We start from the raw sequence: 15,453 nt of genomic DNA, 5'->3' as shown, positions 1-15,453 counted from the left end.
GGATCAATGCCGGACAAATTCGCAGCTGCTGCAGCTACATATAATGGAGGCTCGCCGATGGAGCGCAATCATACGATGATGCAATTTTTCGAGTGGCATGTCACGGCCGACGGCAAGCACTGGCGCCGCCTGGCGAAGCTCGCCCCGAAGCTCAAGGACCGCGGCATCGACGCCGTCTGGATTCCGCCGCCTGCGAAGGCCGTCTCCCCTGAGGATACGGGATATGCCGTGTACGATCTGTACGACCTCGGCGAGTTCGACCAGAAGGGGTCGGTGCGCACGAAGTACGGCACGAAGGAGGAGCTGCTTGAGGCAATCGCGGCATGCCGGGAGTCGGGCGTGGGCATTTACGCGGACCTCGTCATGAATCACAAGGCGGGCGCGGACGGGACGGAGACGTTCCAGGTCGTCGAGGTCAAGGCGGACAACCGGCTGGAGGACATATCCGAACCGTTCGATATCGAGGGCTGGACGAAGTTCGACTTTCCGGGCCGCGGGGATCGGTATTCTTCATTTAAGTGGAACTACGAGCACTTCAACGGCACAGATTGCGACGCGCGCGCGGACCGGCAGGGCATCTATCGGATCGTAGGAGAGGGCAAGCGGTGGAACGAGAACGTCGATGACGCCTTCGGCAACTACGACTATCTCATGTACGCCAATATCGACTACCACCATCCGGACGTGCGCCGGGAGATGATCGAGTGGGGCAAATGGCTCGCGGATACGCTCGGCTGCGCGGGCTACCGGCTCGATGCGATCAAGCATATCGACCATACTTTCGTGCGGGAGTTCACCGATACGATCTATGCCGAGCGCGGCGACGAATTTTTCATCGTAGGCGAATTTTGGAACAGCGATCCGGGCGCCTGCCAGCAGTTCCTCGAGCATGTCGGCGGACGCATCAGCCTGTTCGACGTGCGTCTGCACTACAATCTTCACGAAGCTTCGGAAAAAGGGGCCGACTATGATCTGACCAAGCTCTTCGACGATACGCTCGTGCAGACGAATCCGCAGAACGCCGTCACCTTCGTCGACAATCACGACTCTCAGCCGGGCGAGGCGCTCGAATCCTGGATCGCGGATTGGTTCAAGCAGAGCGCCTATGCGCTGATCCTGCTGCGCGAAGGCGGATATCCGTGCGTCTTCTACGGCGATTACTTCCATATCGGCGGCGACGCAGAGGAGATTGAAGGCAAGAAGCTGGCGATCGACCCGCTGCTCTACAGCCGCCATCACAAGGCATACGGCGAGCAGGAGGATTACTTCGACGATCCGCGGCTGATCGGCTGGGTGCGGCGCGGGACGGACGAGATCGCGCGGTCCGGGTGTGCGGTCGTCGTCTGTACGGGCGAGGGCGGCGAGAAAAAAATGTTCGTCGGCGAGCACCGCGCGGGCGAGGAATGGGTCGACTTCACGCGGACGCTGGACGACAAGGTCGTCATCGGCGAGGACGGCTGCGGCGTCTTCCCCGTAGGCGGCGGGAGCGTATCGGTGTGGGCGCTGCCTGATCCCGACTGAGCGGCCGCACACCAATAAACCGACGCGGCTGCGTCGGTTTATTGGTGCGGGGAGGCTGCGCTAATAGGAACCGTGGCCGGTGAAGGTGCCTTTGTCGAAGTCCATGACATTGGCCGCTTCGACACGGCCGTCCGCGCCGGTGCTGAAGTACTCTACGGTATGCGTGTCCGCCGCGTAGATATCGAAGGGATCGGCATAGTCGATCCACGCGCCGCCGTTGATCCGGTATTGCGTCTGCAGCGATTCGCCCTGGGCCCCGGTGGCCTGCAGCGTGACTTTGAAGCCTTTGATATAAGGATTGCCCTGGGCCGTGACGGCCTGGATCGGCTCGAAGCGGTACTTGGTCAGCACGGAGGCGTCGGGATCGGGATCGGTGCCGCCGTTGTCGCCCGGCTTGACCGGTATGTACTTGAACAGCACGCTCTTGGCGCTGAGCCCGATCGATTCTCCCGGCGTGTCGCCGTCCGAGACGAGATTGTGCGCGGTCACGCGAATGTCCGTCAGGTGCACGACCATGTACGTCCGGCTCTCGCCCGCGCTCCGGGTCTGGAAGTACAAGTAGCCGCTGGCGATAGCCTTGCCCTCGGCGAATGCCTTCAACAGCGGCAGCGAGGCGGTGTCGAGCTGCTTCGCGATCGTGACATCGTCGTATGCCGGCTTGCCGGAACCGCCCGCGCCGCTGGCCGGGGCGGCTGCCTGGACGCCATAGCCGAAGCTGTTTACGACGATCGCGTCCTTGATGGTCTTGTCCTTGCTGTCGAAGCCGCCCTTGATGCCGTCCAGCGTGAGCAGGATCGGGGGCAGGTCGCTTGCCGCCGCGCTGGCGGACGGCGGAGCGGGAGAGAAGAGCAGCATGCCGCAGACGATGGCCGCTGCCAGGCTTAACCGCAATAATCTGGCGAACAAATCGATCTACTCCTTTGTCGGGACGATTGCCACCGGATCAGCTGTCCAGCAGCAGGCTGCGCTTGTAGAAGCCGTCTGTCGGCGTGAATGCCCAGTGACCGCCGTCCTCCATCGTTTTCTCGATACGCAGCACTTCGAGTGCGGGCGGACGCCAGGTCAGCTTCGGGTTTTCGGCGCTTGTCGTATGCATGACGATACATCTCCTTTGCAGCGTGGTGAGGGTGCGGGATTAGCCCTTCGTGCCTTTGATCAGGTCGATCTCGTACGTCTGCGCAGGGACAGGCTGGCCTTTTGGATCGGTAGCTTCGTAGACGAACGTCATCTTGCCGGCACGCAGCGTGAAGGATTCGGCGATACGATCCGCATCGCCGCCCGCGCTGAGCGAGTCGGAGGTGACGAAGATGTTTTCCAGCTTGATCGTCAAGTAAGGCTTCGTGCTCTGACTGCGGTAAAAGGCGATCGTGCCGCTCTTGATCGACTTGCCGGTCGTCAGACTCTCCAGCAGCGGGAGGGTTGCGGAATCCTGGAACTTTGTAAAGGCGAGGTCCTGGTAATCCGGCTTGCCGGCTCCGCCGCCGGAGCCTTGCATGGATACCGGATTCGCCGCGGCGAACGAGAAGGACGAGAGGTCGATGGCGCCTTTGGCGCCCGCGACCTTGCTCTCGCCGCTGATCTTGTCCAGCGTCAGCAGGACGTAGGAACCGCTGGCGGCGGAGGCGGATATAGGCGAGGCGACGGCAAAGATCAGGAAGGCGAGCAGTAAAAAGGATGCTTTTGGCACGAAGCGTGCAAACAAAACGATCATCTCCCTATGAGTGATACAAATCGTATCAATAGTATCATAGGTTATACATTTTGCCTAGATCTCTTCTGCGCCGGCTTGATGTTGACAATATCGCCTGCATCCTTTAAATTTCAAAGTAGTTAAGCATTTAATCAACTGGAGAAGTAGACATGGATGATCTGCAAAAGTATGTGTCGGAGCAGCCGCCCAAGGTAGGCGCGTTTTTTGAACTGGTGGAGACGACGGCGAGCCTGATCGCCGCGTCCGAGAAGTATTGGCAGTCGCAGGGCATGAACGGCGCCCGCGTCCGCATCCTCGTGGAGCTTGCCAAGGCGGGCGGCTCGCTGCTGCCTTCCATGCTGGCCGAGCGCATCGGCGTGACCAAGGCGAATATCAGCGTGCTGCTCGGGCCTCTGGCCAGCGAAGGCTTCGTGCGGATCGCGGGCGACCCGGAGGACGGGCGCAGGCGGCGCGTGACGCTGACGCCCGCGGGGGAGCGGCTGCTGCTGGACACGCTGCCCGGCAACCGGGAAGTGCTGGAGCGGCTCATGAACCGGCTGGAGACGCCGGAGCTCCGGCAGCTGCTCGAGCTGCTCGCCAAGCTGAGGGGCTGAGCCGAGGCGGAGCGGGGTGGGCGGGGCGCTAAGCTCCGCAGTGCGGTACTCTGTTGCGCAGTGCTCCGCTGTGAGGTACTCCGTTGCGCAGTGCTCCGCTGTAAGATACTCCGTTGCGCAGTGGTCCGCTGTAAGATACTCCGTTGTGCAGTGGTCCGCTGTAAGATACTCCGTTGCGCAGTGCTCCGCTGTACGGTGCTCCGTTGCGCGGCGGCAAGTGAATCGGTGAACATTCGACTGGATCGGCACGCTTTGCACATTTTGTTAAACATTTAACTATTTGCGAAGGAAGAAGGGGTTCAGTATGAAAATTGTGATGACCGGCGCCACCGGGCATTTAGGCTCGCTCGTGCTGGAGGAGCTGCTCCGGCGCGTGCCTGCCGACCGTATCGCCATCACGGCGAGGCATCCGGAAAAAGCGGAGAAATGGCGCAGCCGCGGCGTCGAGATTCGCTATGGGGACTACGATGTCCCGGCCTCCTTGGAGGAGGCATTCGCGGGCGCCGATACGCTGCTGTTCATCTCCTCGCCGCTGCGGGACGAGGGGGCGCGTCTCCGGCAGCACCGGGCGGCAGTTCATGCCGCGGCCGAAGCGAAGGTCGGCCGGATCGTCTATACGAGCATCGCTTATGCAGAACGGGGGCACCTGCCGCTGCACGGGACGCATCTGGCGACCGAGCGGCTCATCCGCGAATCCGGGCTCGGCTATACGATCCTGCGCAATGCCTACTATATGGACATCATCGACATGCTGGGCTGGCGCGCCGCTCTGAGCGGCGGCGTGCTGCTCAGCCCGCCCGGCGACTGGCAGTTCAACACGGCCGCCAGAGAGGATCTGGCAGCAGCCGCGGCTGCTGTGCTCACGGAGCGCGGGCACGAGGGACGTGTATACGAGCTGACGGCTGCACGTCCGTGGCGCCTGGGCGATCTGGCCCGCGCGTTGTCCGAGCGGTCCGGCAGGCCGGTCGCACATCACGCCGACCCGGCGATGAAGAGCGATGCGTACGCGCTTTTTCCCCTGTCCGAGATGGCGGCTGTCTCCCCGGACCTGGAGCGGCTCGCCGGCGCACCGCTGCGCGGCCTGAAGGATTGGCTTGCGGACCGGGGGCTGTAGGCCACAGCTCGGTTCGGAGCGTCCGGGTCGCATCTGCTCAGATCAGCTCAGCCCAGCTCGCGCACATAGGACTCGGGCGGCTCGCCGACGACAGCCTTGAAGTCTCTCGTGAAGTGCGCCTGGTCGTAGTAGCCCAGCTCCAGCGATAGCGCGGCCCAATCCAATATTTTCTCTTGGCGGATGCGCTCGGCCGCCTCATGCAGCCGGAAGCGCTGGAGCACCCACTTCGGCGACACGCCGATATACTGTCCGAACAGCCGCTGCAGCGTCCGCACGCTCATCCCGTATCGGCTCGCCATATCCTCCACGTGGAGCAGACTGCGGTCAGTTGACGCGGCCTGCACGATCCGGCCGGCCAGCTCGGCCGATTCGTCCCGCTCGGGCCGCAGATCCAGCAGGAAGCGCTCCATGACGGCGAGCCGCGCCTCGGCTGCGGGCACGTCGGCCAGCAGGCCCGCGAGCGCCTCGCCTGCGGGGCCGAACAGCTCGCCGACGGCGATCCGGCGGCCGGTCAGTCGGGCGGCGGACTCGCGCCAGAACGGGTAGAACGCGCCGGGCTTGAACTTGACGCTGAAGCACTCTCCGTATCCCGTCAGCGTCCGGGTGAAGGTGCCGCTCGGCACGCCGTACACGTCGGCAAGAGCTGCGCCGTTATCATTTTCCAGCGTCAGGTTGATGCTCGGATAGGACAATATCTTCTGGCTGAACGGCGCGTGTTCCCGCAGGTCCCACGTCAGCGTCCAGTAATGCTCGATCCAGTCCGCGAGCGCGGCCGTCGGCGCGTACAGCTTCAAGTCGAACTTGCGCGCGGCTTCATCCGGCTTGAGGATGGCTTTGTCCAGAGGGCGATCGATGGGCTTCATGGCAATTTGCCTCCAGGCATTGTCGCATTTTTGCAATACAAACCGCTGCCGGTCCGTTACCATCGATACTAGCAGTCCGCAGCATACGCCGCAATTCTTAAATCGAGCCAGGGAAAGAGGGAACAGGATGGAAGACTTGAAGTATACGATCTATATCGGCGGCACGCCGAAGCAAGTATGGGATGCGCTCGTCTCGCCGGAGGGCACGCGCGCGATCTTCTTCGGCTCCGTGCTGGAGTCCACGTTTGAAGCCGGTGCACCGTACGCCTACGTCGGCCCGGGCAACGACGGCGATCGCACCGTCCACGTATACGGTACGATACTGACGTTCGAGCCCTATAGCCAGATGAGCTACGTGGAGCATCCGGGGTCATCCTACCGTGAAAACCATGCGGAGCTGGAGACGCGCATCACGATGACGTTCGAGCCGATGGGCGCGAGCACCAAGGTGACACTCGTCAACGACCAGTGGCCGGAGGGACACCCGTCCTACGAGAGCACACAGCAAAGCTGGCCGATCATCCTCAGCAACATCAAGTCCTACGTCGAGACCGGCAAGACGCTCGATCTGGGCTGGTAAAAGGTTTCGTCGCTCGTTAGCTATAGAATCGATCAAAGTACAGTCCGATTCGGCGCGCCGTCTGCTGGCGACGCTGCCGATGGGCTGTATTTTTTTGCAGGAGCGGTTCGGCATAACGATGTGCGGCATTCTTATGTGCTCGCAAATCGGTCCACGGCGCGGCATAACGATGTGCGGCATCCTTATGTGCTCGCAAATCGGTCCACGGCGCGGCATAGCGATGTGCGGCATCCTTATTTACTCGCAAATCGGTCCACGGCACGAAATAGCGATGTGCGGCATTCTTATGTGCTCGCAAATCGGTCCACGGCAGGGAATAGCGATGTGCGGCATTCTTATGTGCTCGCAAATCGGTCCACGGCACGGAATAACGATGTGCGGCATCCTTATGTGCTCGCAAATCGGCCCACGGTACGGAATAACGATGCGCGACATCCTTAAATACTCGCAAATCGGTCCACGGCACGAAATAACGATGTGCGGCATTCTTATGTGCTCGCAAATCGGCCCACGGCACGGCATAACGATGTGCGGCATTCTTATTTACTCGAAAATCGGCCCACGGCGCGGCATAACGATGTGCGGCATTCTTATTTACTCGCAAATCGGCCCACGGTACGGAATAACGATGTGCGGCATTCTTATGTGCTCGCAAATCGGCCCACGGCACGGAATAGCGATGTGCGGCATCCTTATGTGCTCGCAAATCGGTCCACGGCACGGAATAACGATGCGCGGCATTCTTATCTACGATTGGCGATCGCCGCGCCGTGCGCTCGGACAGCCTATCCGACCGTTAACCCTCGCCGGCCGTCTGCGCTGCCGCGGCTTCCGGATCGCGCCAGCGCAGCGCCCACTTTTCCATCTCCGCCAGGGCGGCCTGGAAGTCCATCCCTTTGGCCGTCAGGCTGTATTCGACCGTCACGGGCACGGTCGGGTAGACCTCCCGCCGCACGATGCCGCTCTGCTCGAGATGGCGCAGCGTATCCGTGAGCGACTGGGTCCCGACGATGGCGACGTCGCGCTGCAGCCGGTTGAACCGCTTCGGTCCCTTTTGCAGCTCCGCAATGACGACGAAGGACCACTTGGCCCCGAGCACCTGCAAAACCTCGCAGATCGGTTTGTCTTGATCGGAAGTAGACATACGCGAAATTCCTCCTTCGACCACCAAGCTTAATATAAGTAAGTTACTCCATTAAACAGGATTATCCCCAAACAAATTGCGTTCTTACTTTTTTATAGTACCGCGCTTATACTGTCGCTACAAGGGGCATGAAGCTCCAAGACAAATATAAGAGGTGGTAATAGATGAACCGCACGATCTTGTATATGCTCACGCTGGGCACGTTTTTGACGGGATTCGCCGAATTGGCCGTCGTCGGTATCCTGCCGATTATCTCTCAGGATGCAGGGATCAGCATCGCTCAAGCGGGGCAGCTCGTCACCGCGTTCTCCCTCGGCTTCGCCATCGGCACGCCGGTCGTCGTCTCGCTGACGCAGCGGGTATCGCGGCGCCGCCTGCTCGCTGCTGCCCTGCTCGTCTTCGCCGCGGGCAGCCTGCTCTCGTACGCCGCGGATGGCTACGCGGCGATGATCGCGCTGCGCGCCTTGCTCGGCGCCAGCGCGGGCGTCTATCTCGCGACTGCGCTCGGCGCGCTCCCCAAGCTCATGCCTGCCGCGCAGCTGGGCCGCTCCATGAGCACGCTGATGATGGCGTTCAGCGCCGCCGCCGTGCTCGGCGCGCCGGTCGGCATCGCGCTGGCGAACAGCTGGTCCTGGCAGAGCATGTACCTGCTGCTCGGTGGCGGCGCCCTGCTCGTGATGCTCGGCGTGCTCCGGCTCATGCCGGAGGTAGAGGGCGACGCACCGGCCGGCTTCGGCAGCCAGTTCGCCGTGCTCGGGCGGCCTGCGATCGCGGCGGGCCTGCTGATGTCGCTTCTGTTTTCGTCGGGCATCTCCATGCTGAATACGTATTTCGTGCCTTTCCTCCAGGACATCCTCGGCCTGAAATTATCCTATACAGGATTGACGATGCTGCTGCTGGGCTTGGCGGGCACGGTCGCCACGCGGTTCGGCGGCGGCGCGGTCGACAGATTCGGCACGTCTGCGGTGATCGTGCGGAGCTTGATTGTCATGACGGTGACTCTGGCATTGCTGCCGGTGGCGGCATCAGCATTCGCCTCCGCGGCCGGGGGGCTTGCGGGAGGCATCGCTGCCGCCGCTGTGTGGATGCTGGCCTATTCCCTGGCGATCCCGGCAATTCAGACGCACTTCGTCCGGATCGAGCCCGAATCGGCCAACATCGTGCTCGGGCTCAACTCCTCGCTGCTGCATCTGGGCGTGGCGATCGGCTCCGTGACGGGCGGTTTGCTCGCCGACGCGACCTCCACGGTCCGGTATCACCCGTGGGCCGCCCTCGTGTTCGCGCTGCTGTCGCTGTCGGCGGGGCTGGTGTCCTTCGCCAAGGGCAGCGCCCGCGTCCCGGCAGGCGGCGGCGGACACCTCGCCCCGGAGAGCGGCGGCGCCGGCCGTCCCGTGCGGGAGTGAGGCGTGCCTGTCTGCGCGCCTGCACCTGCATATGCGAAGCGGTCGACCGTCCTCGCGCCAATCGGGAGCGCACACAAAGCAAGAGGCCGAACCGCGGCATGCGCCGTGGCTCGGCCTCTCGATTATTTCCTTTATACCCGCAGCGTCTTGAGCGCTCCGCTCCAAGCGACGACCTGATTCAGCATGTTGCTCACGGACGTCTCCTGCTTGGGGCCGGGCTTCAGCGTGCTGAAGTTCTCGAAGTCGTGGAACAGCGACAGCAGCACCTGCGCCTGGACGTCCGCCATCTTCAGCTCGCCGGCGATCTGCCGCAGATGCTCGACCGCACGGACGCCGCCCGCGCTGCCGTAGCCGACGAAGCCCGCGGCTTTGTCGTTCCATTCGTGGTACAGATAATCGATTGCGTTCTTGAGCGCGCCCGACGTCGAGTGATTGTACTCGGGGGTGACGAACACGAACCCGTCGAAGCCGTTGATCCGTTCGGACCAGGCCAGCGTGTGCGCGTGCTTGTAGTTCCCCATCATAGGCGGGATCGGCTCGTCGTATACAGGCAGGGCATACTCGGCGATGTCGACGAGCTCGAATGCCGCGTCGTCGCGCTTCGAGGCGATCTCGTACACCCACTTGGCGACGTCCTCCGCTTTGCGCCCGGGGCGCGTGCTGCCGATGATGATGGCGATCTTGAGCATAAATGATTCCTCCATCCGGGAGTATGTAGGAGCCGGTTCTCCGCGTTCAAGGTGCGGCGGTGCGTCATGGTGCTGCGGAGGAGAGAGCGTGCCTCGCCCATATCGTAGCCCAGATGGCGGGATGGATCAAGCTTCGGAGCGGCGTGCGCCGGCCGTCCTGGGCTCAGTTTTCCGTATGATCGTAAAAAGTGTCTTGGAGCAGCAACGGCTGTGTTCGAGGGGGGAGCGCGAGACTGTCGCAGTGACGAGAAACGTTGCTCGCCGGAGACAACGAACGATGAGGCGGACGGCTAAAAAACCCAAGCGAACTGCGCTTGGGCTGCTCCCGCACGTTTAAACGCCGGGCCTCGAATAGATTTTGCGCTTGTGGAACGAGATGGACCGGTACTTTCCCGCGAGCCGCCGCAGACTGGCCGGCGACAGGCTTGCATATGATGTATGCAGGCTTTTGTTCAGCGCGGGCTTCATGACGATGCCGCGCGGATTGCGGCCGTGCAGGAAGTTGCCGTACGTCTCGAACTCCGAAAAGCCGAATTGCCGGCTCTTGTCGATACTGCCGATGATCGCTTTGTACCAGCGCTTGCCGTGACGCGCCTCGATTTTTCGTTTCAGCTGGCCGACCTTCGTCTTGTCGAACAGCATGTAGTGGGTCACGAAGGAACGGGGCGCGGAGGCCTTGGTTCCCAGCAGCTTGCGATACGTACGGAAGTACTCGCCCTGGCTCCAGCTGCGGCAATAGAAGATCGGTCTGCCGCCCGTCATGAACCGATGCGGCCGGATCAGCACCGTATCCGCGTCCGCCACGAGATAGTGGCCGGCGGCGCCAAGCTTGCTGCCCGCGAGCTTCAGCAGCTGCTGGTAGAGCCAGCCCGCGCGATTCCAGCGCTTCGTCCCGTAGCGGATATCCTTCTTGCCGATTGGCAGCACCTTGCGCTCGTCGACGAACCTGCATCCCTTTTTGCGGCATAGCGCCTTGATCCGTTCGCTGTCGGGGGAGACGATCATGAAGCTTGCGATCGGATGCTTCACCTGTTTGCGGATGCCGTCGATCACATGAGGGAGGGTGCCAAGATCCTTGTCGATCGCGGGGATCAGCACGTCGATGCGGGGACCCGGCTTGCCTTCGCTCCGGTTGGAGAGTGCCATCTGTGCCTCGCCGCTCCTTTCCGCGTGCGGTAACCGCTGCTTGCTTGATTCCGCCGATACGATACAGCGTATGAAGCTCCCCGGCATCGGCTTGGGCGACTGGACTGGAAAATCACGCAGGAGAGGTTGATAATAAGATATGTTAAGGCTGACAGGAGAGGGTGCGCGGCTGTGGGCGACTTGCGGATCAAGACAAGCATCGGATGGTTGGAAGGACGAATCGAGAACGGCGCCGCCGTGTGGAAGGGCATTCCGTATGCGAAGCCGCCTGTCGGCGAGCGCAGGTTCGCGGCGCCGGAGCCGCCGGAGCCGTGGAAGGGCGTCCGAGCGGCTGCGACGTTCGGGCCTCCGGCGCTCCAGCCGGGCGACCCCGCGCAGAAGTACGCGCTCGGCGCGGATACGCCGCCGCCTTCGGAGGACTGTCTCTATTTAAATATATGGGCGCCCCTGCCCGGGCAAGCGAAGGGGCCGCTGCCCGTCATGGTCTGGATTCACGGCGGCGCATTCGTCACCGGGTTCGGGGGAAATCCCGCCTACGATGCCGCGGAGCTCGCGAACCGGGGCGAGGTCATCGTCGTCACGATCAATTACCGGCTCGGCCCTTTCGGCTTCATGCATCTGGCGCCGCTCGGCGCCGGCTTCGCCTCTAATGCCGGACTGCTCGACCAGATCGCCGCGCTGGCTTGGGTACGGCGCGAGATCGCGGCCTTCGGTGGCGATCCGGCGCAGGTCACCGCGTTCGGCGAGTCCGCGGGTGCGATGAGCATCGCCGCCCTGCTCGCGATGCCCGCCGCGAAGGGGCTGTTCGGCCGCGCCATCCTGCAGAGCGGCGCGGCGCAGACGCTGACCGCGGAGCAGGCGGACCAGATCGTCGCGAGCATCCTGCTGCTGCTGGGCATCGAGCGGGCAGAAGCGCATCAACTGAAGTCGCTCCCGGCGGCAGCCATCCTCGAGGCGGCGGAGGAGCTGACGAGAATGCTGGGCGGAGGCCCGGCGATGATCTTCCAGCCGGTCGCGGGCGTCGCGGAGCTGCCGGCAGAGCCGCTCGAGGCGATTGCGGCAGGCGCGGCGGCTGGCGTACCGCTGCTGATCGGCACGAATTTGCACGAGGGGCATTATTTTATTCGCGAGGATATGGCGCCCATGCCGATGGAGGGCGCGATCCGCGGCGTCGAGCTGATGACGGGCATTGCGGATGCGGAGCCGCTCTTGCGCGCCTATCCGCATACGGCGGCGGGGCAGGCGGAGGCGATCACCGATCTTTTTTTCTGGCGGTCCGCGCTTCAGCTCGCGCTTGCGCAGCACCGGCATGCGCCGGTGTGGATGTACCGGTTCGACTGGACCTCGGCGGCGCATCCGGAGCTGGCCAGAGCGTTGCATACGCGGGAGATCGTCTTCGTCTTCGGCAACCTGCCGCAACTCGAGCGTCAGCTCGGCGTGGCATTGGGCCCGGACGCGCGGCGGCTGGCCGGCGAGATGCAGGCGGCCTGGCTCGCCTTCGCGAAGCAGGGTGCGCCGGGGACGGCGAATCTCCCCTGGCCGCGGTACGCAGAGCCCGAGCGGCTGACGATGAAGTTCGGCGCGCCGGCAGGGACGGGGATCGTCTCGGACCCGGACGCTGGCAAGCGGGCGCGGCTCGGCATATGAGGATTATCGGCAGGCGATATACAATAGAGAACCGGAGAACCGTCGGGACACGATCGCCCCTGGCGGTTTTTTCTTTATGTTTGCCGTTAAGCCGGACTGCGGCGGCCGGCCGGGAGCGCGGACGCAGGCTGGCTCGTATACAGTGCAGGAAGGGCGGTGATGGAGGTTGCATGCGCCAAAGCTGGAGGCCGGCCTGGCCGCAGTCAGGGAAGACGTCGCGCCGGACGGAGACGGACCGCAGAACGCCGACAGCGCCGGCAGCGCCGACCGTGCTGCCGACCGCGACTGGCTGGAGCACTATATGACGATGTACGGAGATGCCGTGCTGCGGACCGCGTATTTTTACTTGCGGGACAGGCACAAGGCGGAGGACGCCTATCAGGAGACATTCCTGCGAGTGTATCGCGCGCTGGATCGCGTGCGTGAAGCGCCCCACCCGAAGCCGTGGATTCTGAAGGTGGCGATCCGCGTCTGTCTGGACATGCGCAAGTCCTCCTGGTGGCGCAGAGTGCTGCTGATGGACCGGCCCTGGAAGGAGACGGAGCGGACGCCGCCTGCCGACCGGACATACAGCGTCGAGGGCGGCGTGCTGCGGGCGGAGGAGAACCGTGAGTTGTACGAGCGCATCGTGAGGTTGAACGAGCCCTATCGGACGGTCGTGCTGCTCTATTATTATCACGAACTGACGACACAGGAGATCGGGGACATGCTGCAAGCGGCGGAGGGAACGGTGCGCAGCCGGCTGCACCGGGCCCGGCAGTTGCTTCGTCATGCGTTGGACCAAGCCGGAGAAGGGAGCGAGGACCGATGAATCCCGGGGAGAAAATTAAGGCGGCGCTGGCGCGCGAGCTGGACGGTACGGTTGCGGAGGAGAGCTTGAAGCGGCGCGTACTGCTGCGGTTGGACAAGGCTGCCGCGCAGCCGGCACATCGCACGCGCGCACTGCCAGGCTTGAGACGAGGCCGCCTGTGGCGGTACGGCGCTCCGATCCTGCTGCCCGCGGCCGTCTTCGCGGCGCTGGCGCTCATGCCCGGCGTATTCGGGGCGGACGCGGAGCCGCCTGCGGCGAATGTCGCGAAGGTGCCGTCCTTCGTGCCTGCCGGCTATGCGATGACCGAGATCGAAGCCGTGCGCCAGCGAGGCGCGGAGCCGGAGCTAGTCCTGCGCTACGAGGATGCTGCGGGGACGGACGTGCTGGAGCTGATCCAGCGCAGGAGCAAGGAGGCGGAGGAGACGGCGAAGGCGTGGGAGCGGGCAGGCTACGAGCGGATCGAGCTGTCGGGGCGGACAGCCTGGATGAAGCGGCTGACTGCGGATACGCTGGAGCTTGTATGGCAGGACGAGCGTACCCGCTATACGCTGTCCGGCAAGGTGGACGAATCGGACGCCCGCAAGATGGCAGGCTCGATCACGCTGCGGATCAAGGAGGACCAGAAGCCATGAGCATATGGAGCGGGAGTCCCCCGCGGCTGTACCGGACGCTGGCCGCCGCTGCGATCCTGCTGCTGGCGTGGCCGGTCGCTGGCTGCCGGGACGCCGCCGAGCCGTCTGCTTCGCCGGGCGGCGGGCAGACGGCCGCGGCGAGCGCGTCCGCCGGGGCGCCGGGCACGCGGACGCCTGCGGAGGAAGAGGATTGGGAGCCGTATGAGGCAGACGACGAGGAACAGACCTTGACGGTCATGTATGCGAGCGAGGAAGCCTTTTACCGCGATATCGGCAATCTGTTCATCGCGCGATATCCGAAGGTCTCGTTCGAGGTCGTCGACCTGTCCGCTACGAGGGGAGACGGAGATCTCGTCGCCGACTATGAGCGCGTGCTGGACAAGCGCCAGCCCGACGTGCTGCTGATGGAGCCGCCCATCTACCGTGCCCTGGCGGACAAGGGCAGGCTGCAGGAGCTGGAGCTGCCGATCCGGCGGTCGGGCTTCGACCTGGACGGCTTCGTGCCGGGCGTGATCGAACTGCTGAAGGAGGGCGGCGGCGGGCATCTGTACGGATTGAGCAATCATTTTACGAGCCGCGCGCTGTACTACAACAAGACGCTGTTCGACCGTTACGGCATTCCGTATCCGGCCTCCGGGATCAGCTGGGAGGAGGCGCTGCGGCTTGCCGGGCGGTTCCCCAAGCGGGACGGTGACGGCCAGCCGCTGTACGGGCTCTACCAGCCCACCTTCACGGTAAGTCCGTTCGACCTCGTGCAGCGGATCGGCGCCGCAGGCAAGCTGGCGGCTCTCGATCCGAAGCGGACGTCGCTGCAGTACGGGTCGCAGTCCTGGTCCCGCGTGTTCAAGCAGGTGATGGAGGGCTACCGCAGCGGAGCTGTCGCGTATCCGAAGGCGCCGCTCAGCGACAATGGCGACGGCTCGTTCTCGATGAGCCTGGGCGGCAATGCGTTCGCCGAAGGCAAGGCCGCGATGGCGGTGGACGATGTGCTGACGCTGCGCATGATGGACATCCAGGCGCGCGGCGGCGAGGAGGCCGCATTCGACTGGGGGATCGTACCGGCGCCGGTCGATCCGGCATCGCCCGGGCGGACGACATTGTTCGAACTAAGCGACATTTACGCGATCAACCGCGACACGGACCAGGCGGCGTTGGCCTGGACGTTCCTTTCCTTTTTGCACAGTGACGAATATATGAAGCTGATCTCCCGTTCTACTACCGGGCTGCTCGCACGAGAGGGCTACGAGCGGGATGCGCGAGGGCGCGATCTGTCCGCGTTCTATGCGCTCGGGCCTGATACCGGAATATCGGATACGCTGGTGCCGGTCGGGTTCTCGCAGGCATTCCAGCATATAGCGGCAGATGCGATCGAGGCGGCGGTGTCGGGCAAGCTGACGGACGACGAAGCGCTCGCGCAGATTGTGGCCGAAGGCCAGCGCGCGCTCGACGAGAAGCGCAAGTCGGCGGGACTCGAGTCGTTCGATCTCAACGTATTCGGCTCGGCGCGGGCGGCCACGGGCGGATAAGCGTCCGGCGCCGGCGCTGCGGGACCGAGCGGTCGCCGTGCAATCCTGATATACTTGTAGAAAAAAGCCGTAG

General features: G+C 63.6%; 17 protein-coding genes. 9 read left to right on the top strand and 8 right to left on the bottom strand.

Annotated features, from left to right (window positions below; genetic code table 11):
* Positions 1 to 57 precede the first annotated feature (57 nt).
* The gene (locus tag VQ071_RS16735) at positions 58 to 1,521 is read left to right on the top strand and encodes an alpha-amylase (protein ID WP_340515243.1); all 1,464 of its coding nucleotides are present in this window, start codon (positions 58 to 60) and stop codon (positions 1,519 to 1,521) included.
* Between the two features lie 60 nt (positions 1,522 to 1,581).
* Here the strand turns inward: VQ071_RS16735 and VQ071_RS16730 are convergent, their stop codons facing one another.
* From VQ071_RS16730 to VQ071_RS16720, 3 genes are read right to left on the bottom strand one after another with little or no spacing between them, the layout of a single operon-like run.
* Positions 1,582 to 2,427, bottom strand: coding sequence for a type VI secretion system tube protein Hcp (locus VQ071_RS16730; protein WP_340515242.1), 846 nt, complete (start codon positions 2,425 to 2,427; stop codon positions 1,582 to 1,584).
* Positions 2,428 to 2,464: 37 nt separating this feature from the next.
* A complete protein-coding gene (locus tag VQ071_RS16725) occupies positions 2,465 to 2,617 on the bottom strand; it encodes a hypothetical protein (protein WP_340515241.1) in 153 nt (50 codons plus the stop codon).
* A 39-nt stretch (positions 2,618 to 2,656) separates the two neighbouring features.
* A complete protein-coding gene (locus tag VQ071_RS16720; protein WP_340515240.1) occupies positions 2,657 to 3,223 on the bottom strand; it encodes an Hcp family type VI secretion system effector in 567 nt (188 codons plus the stop codon).
* Positions 3,224 to 3,381: 158 nt separating this feature from the next.
* On the opposite strand from VQ071_RS16720, the gene VQ071_RS16715 reads away from it, so the two are divergent.
* A complete protein-coding gene (locus tag VQ071_RS16715) occupies positions 3,382 to 3,825 on the top strand; it encodes a MarR family winged helix-turn-helix transcriptional regulator (protein ID WP_340515239.1) in 444 nt (147 codons plus the stop codon).
* 304 nt (positions 3,826 to 4,129) lie between these two features.
* Positions 4,130 to 4,939 carry an NAD(P)H-binding protein gene (locus VQ071_RS16710; protein ID WP_340515238.1) on the top strand — a complete coding sequence of 270 codons (810 nt, stop codon included), beginning with the start codon at positions 4,130 to 4,132 and terminating at the stop codon, positions 4,937 to 4,939.
* A gap of 47 nt (positions 4,940 to 4,986) precedes the next feature.
* Here VQ071_RS16710 and VQ071_RS16705 read toward each other — a convergent pair whose 3' ends face one another.
* Positions 4,987 to 5,802 (bottom strand): helix-turn-helix domain-containing protein, encoded by an 816-nt coding sequence (locus VQ071_RS16705; protein ID WP_340515237.1) that lies wholly within the window; start codon positions 5,800 to 5,802, stop codon positions 4,987 to 4,989.
* Between the two features lie 127 nt (positions 5,803 to 5,929).
* Here VQ071_RS16705 and VQ071_RS16700 point away from each other — a divergent pair, with 127 nt between their 5' ends.
* Positions 5,930 to 6,382 (top strand): SRPBCC family protein, encoded by a 453-nt coding sequence (locus VQ071_RS16700; RefSeq protein ID WP_340515236.1) that lies wholly within the window; start codon positions 5,930 to 5,932, stop codon positions 6,380 to 6,382.
* A gap of 16 nt (positions 6,383 to 6,398) precedes the next feature.
* Here VQ071_RS16700 and VQ071_RS16695 read toward each other — a convergent pair whose 3' ends face one another.
* Entirely contained in the window at positions 6,399 to 7,103 is a 705-nt protein-coding gene (locus VQ071_RS16695; RefSeq protein ID WP_340515234.1) for a hypothetical protein, read from the bottom strand.
* 75 nt (positions 7,104 to 7,178) lie between these two features.
* A complete protein-coding gene (locus VQ071_RS16690; RefSeq protein WP_340515233.1) occupies positions 7,179 to 7,526 on the bottom strand; it encodes a winged helix-turn-helix transcriptional regulator in 348 nt (115 codons plus the stop codon).
* A 164-nt stretch (positions 7,527 to 7,690) separates the two neighbouring features.
* On the opposite strand from VQ071_RS16690, the gene VQ071_RS16685 reads away from it, so the two are divergent.
* A complete protein-coding gene (locus VQ071_RS16685; protein WP_340515232.1) occupies positions 7,691 to 8,929 on the top strand; it encodes an MFS transporter in 1,239 nt (412 codons plus the stop codon).
* A 131-nt stretch (positions 8,930 to 9,060) separates the two neighbouring features.
* Here VQ071_RS16685 and VQ071_RS16680 read toward each other — a convergent pair whose 3' ends face one another.
* On the bottom strand, positions 9,061 to 9,618 hold the full coding sequence (locus VQ071_RS16680; RefSeq protein ID WP_340515231.1) for an NADPH-dependent FMN reductase: 558 nt from the start codon (positions 9,616 to 9,618) through the stop codon (positions 9,061 to 9,063).
* Between the two features lie 333 nt (positions 9,619 to 9,951).
* Positions 9,952 to 10,764, bottom strand: a complete 813-nt coding sequence (locus tag VQ071_RS16675; RefSeq protein WP_340515230.1) for a DUF6492 family protein — start codon at positions 10,762 to 10,764, stop codon at positions 9,952 to 9,954.
* Between the two features lie 171 nt (positions 10,765 to 10,935).
* Here VQ071_RS16675 and VQ071_RS16670 point away from each other — a divergent pair, with 171 nt between their 5' ends.
* From VQ071_RS16670 to VQ071_RS16655, 4 genes are all read left to right on the top strand, one after another.
* Positions 10,936 to 12,411, top strand: a complete 1,476-nt coding sequence (locus VQ071_RS16670) for a carboxylesterase/lipase family protein (RefSeq protein ID WP_340515229.1) — start codon at positions 10,936 to 10,938, stop codon at positions 12,409 to 12,411.
* Positions 12,412 to 12,577: 166 nt separating this feature from the next.
* Positions 12,578 to 13,222 carry a sigma-70 family RNA polymerase sigma factor gene (locus tag VQ071_RS16665; protein WP_340515228.1) on the top strand — a complete coding sequence of 215 codons (645 nt, stop codon included), beginning with the start codon at positions 12,578 to 12,580 and terminating at the stop codon, positions 13,220 to 13,222.
* The gene (locus VQ071_RS16660) at positions 13,219 to 13,854 is read left to right on the top strand and encodes a DUF4367 domain-containing protein (protein ID WP_340515227.1); all 636 of its coding nucleotides are present in this window, start codon (positions 13,219 to 13,221) and stop codon (positions 13,852 to 13,854) included. Before VQ071_RS16665 ends, VQ071_RS16660 begins: the two co-directional genes overlap by 4 nt.
* Entirely contained in the window at positions 13,851 to 15,380 is a 1,530-nt protein-coding gene (locus tag VQ071_RS16655; protein ID WP_340515226.1) for an extracellular solute-binding protein, read from the top strand. The genes VQ071_RS16660 and VQ071_RS16655 overlap by 4 nt, the downstream gene beginning before the upstream one ends.
* The last annotated feature ends 73 nt before the right edge of the window (positions 15,381 to 15,453 follow it).

The organism is Cohnella sp. 56 (genome assembly GCF_037963805.1).
GTDB lineage: Bacteria > Bacillota > Bacilli > Paenibacillales > Paenibacillaceae > Cohnella.
The sequence above is the reverse complement of the archived record's forward strand: the minus strand, read 5'-3'. Positions and strand labels throughout refer to the sequence as shown.

What these genes read in the sequence shown, in the direction of transcription:
- VQ071_RS16705 (WP_340515237.1), bottom strand. Translation starts at nt 5,802, where the DNA reads ATGAAGCCCATCGATCGCCCTCTGGACAAAGCCATCCTCAAGCCGGAT.
- VQ071_RS16725 (WP_340515241.1), bottom strand. Translation starts at nt 2,617, where the DNA reads ATGCATACGACAAGCGCCGAAAACCCGAAGCTGACCTGGCGTCCGCCC.
- VQ071_RS16710 (WP_340515238.1), top strand. Translation starts at nt 4,130, where the DNA reads ATGAAAATTGTGATGACCGGCGCCACCGGGCATTTAGGCTCGCTCGTG.
- VQ071_RS16715 (WP_340515239.1), top strand. Translation starts at nt 3,382, where the DNA reads ATGGATGATCTGCAAAAGTATGTGTCGGAGCAGCCGCCCAAGGTAGGC.
- VQ071_RS16700 (WP_340515236.1), top strand. Translation starts at nt 5,930, where the DNA reads ATGGAAGACTTGAAGTATACGATCTATATCGGCGGCACGCCGAAGCAA.
- VQ071_RS16685 (WP_340515232.1), top strand. Translation starts at nt 7,691, where the DNA reads ATGAACCGCACGATCTTGTATATGCTCACGCTGGGCACGTTTTTGACG.
- VQ071_RS16690 (WP_340515233.1), bottom strand. Translation starts at nt 7,526, where the DNA reads ATGTCTACTTCCGATCAAGACAAACCGATCTGCGAGGTTTTGCAGGTG.
- VQ071_RS16675 (WP_340515230.1), bottom strand. Translation starts at nt 10,764, where the DNA reads ATGGCACTCTCCAACCGGAGCGAAGGCAAGCCGGGTCCCCGCATCGAC.
- VQ071_RS16735 (WP_340515243.1), top strand. Translation starts at nt 58, where the DNA reads ATGGAGCGCAATCATACGATGATGCAATTTTTCGAGTGGCATGTCACG.
- VQ071_RS16660 (WP_340515227.1), top strand. Translation starts at nt 13,219, where the DNA reads ATGAATCCCGGGGAGAAAATTAAGGCGGCGCTGGCGCGCGAGCTGGAC.
- VQ071_RS16680 (WP_340515231.1), bottom strand. Translation starts at nt 9,618, where the DNA reads ATGCTCAAGATCGCCATCATCATCGGCAGCACGCGCCCCGGGCGCAAA.
- VQ071_RS16655 (WP_340515226.1), top strand. Translation starts at nt 13,851, where the DNA reads ATGAGCATATGGAGCGGGAGTCCCCCGCGGCTGTACCGGACGCTGGCC.